Genomic DNA, 1,445 nt, shown 5'->3' with positions numbered 1-1,445 from the left:
ACGGCACCGCAAGGATCGACCCGCCGCCGCCGACCAGCCCCAGCACCAGCCCGATCAGCGCGCCCGACAGGATGGTTGCGGCGAGCATGGTCGCTTACCCCGCCTGCAACGCGCGGTTCCACGGCATCCGCCGCAGCAGCAGCGCCATGCCGCACCAGCCGGTTGTCCCCGCCAGCGTCAGACCGGCGCCGACAAATGCCGACAGGCCGAAAAAGCCGGGATGGACCAGAAAGCCGAGCACGACGCCGATCAGCGTCAGCAGCCCCGCCCCGATCTGCACCTGCCGCATCAGCTCCAGCGGCTGCTTGCGATCGACTGCAGTCGGGAGCCCCGCGTTGCGCCAACCGTCGATCCCGCCATCGAGCAGGTGACAGGGCGATCCGCCCGCCGCTGCCTTCAACGCTTCGGCATTGGCCGCCGTCCGCATTCCCGACCGGCAGTGGAACACCAACGGCCGCCCCAGCGCCGCCACGTCGCCGATCCGCGCCAGCGGCACATTGACCGCGCCGGGGATCTTCTCGCGCGCATGTTCGTCCGCCTCGCGAATATCGACCAGCACCGCGCCGGCCTCGATCGCCCGCCGCGCGTCGGCGGGCGCAATCGCCTTGATCGTCATGTCGTCAATCCTTGCAATAGAGTTGGTACAGCGTAGCGAGCAGCGCCTCGGTCCGCGGATCGGCGATGCGGTACCACAGCGTCTGCCCCTCACGTCGAAAGGCGACGAGCCCCTCGTCGCGCATCCTGGCGAGGTGCTGCGACAGCGCCGATTGCGACAGCGCAACCTCCCGCGCCAGATCGGTGACGTTCATCTCGCCATGTTCGACCAGCTTGCACAGCACCATCAGGCGCCGGCCATTGCCCATCGCCTTGAGCAGCGCGGCAACGCCGTCCGCCTTGGTCGTGAACGTCGCCAGATCCATCGGAGCCTTGAGCATCTGCGCTTCCTTACATTAGGTATTGCTAATTTAGATGATGCTTATATATTGTCAAGCATCGAATGGAGGAAGCCATGCAACCCGTGATCGAAGCGTTTTTCGACGAACCGACCAACACCGTGACCTATTTGGTCGCCGACCCCGCTAGCGGCGACGCCGCAGTGATCGACCCGGTCCACGACTATGATCCCGCCAGTGGCGAGGTCGACTCGGCCTCGGTCGATCGCGTGCTCGCAAGCGCGGCATCGCACGGCTGGCGCATCGTCATGGTGCTCGAAACCCATGCCCATGCCGATCATCTCTCGGGTGCGCCGTTGATCAAGGCGCGCACCGGCGCGTGGATCGGCATCGGCGAGCATATCCGCGACGTGCAGAAGATATTTCGCCCCGTCTTCAACCTCACCGATCTCAAGACCGACGGGTCCGATTTCGACCGGCTGTTCGCCGATGGCGACCGCTTCGCGCTCGGCGAACTGGAGGTCGAGGTGCTGCACGTGCCCGGTCACACCC

The 1,445-nt window shown here is 65.9% G+C and carries 3 protein-coding genes; 1 reads left to right on the top strand and 2 read right to left on the bottom strand.

Translation table 11 applies throughout. The annotated features are described in order from the left end of the window. Positions 1-94 precede the first annotated feature (94 nt). Positions 95-616, bottom strand: coding sequence for a rhodanese family protein (locus AX681_RS07570; protein ID WP_066656995.1), 522 nt, complete (start codon positions 614-616; stop codon positions 95-97). A gap of 4 nt (positions 617-620) precedes the next feature. Then, the gene (locus AX681_RS07565) at positions 621-935 is read right to left on the bottom strand and encodes an ArsR/SmtB family transcription factor (protein WP_066656997.1); all 315 of its coding nucleotides are present in this window, start codon (positions 933-935) and stop codon (positions 621-623) included. A 74-nt stretch (positions 936-1,009) separates the two neighbouring features. On the opposite strand from AX681_RS07565, the gene AX681_RS07560 reads away from it, so the two are divergent. Next, positions 1,010-1,445 (top strand): MBL fold metallo-hydrolase (locus AX681_RS07560; protein ID WP_231734882.1); only part of this gene is annotated, 436 nt, incomplete at its 3' end.

This window comes from Sphingomonas sp. CCH9-E2 (genome assembly GCF_001557215.1).
Lineage (GTDB): Bacteria > Pseudomonadota > Alphaproteobacteria > Sphingomonadales > Sphingomonadaceae > Sphingomonas.
This window is presented reverse-complemented; position numbering and strand designations above follow the sequence as displayed.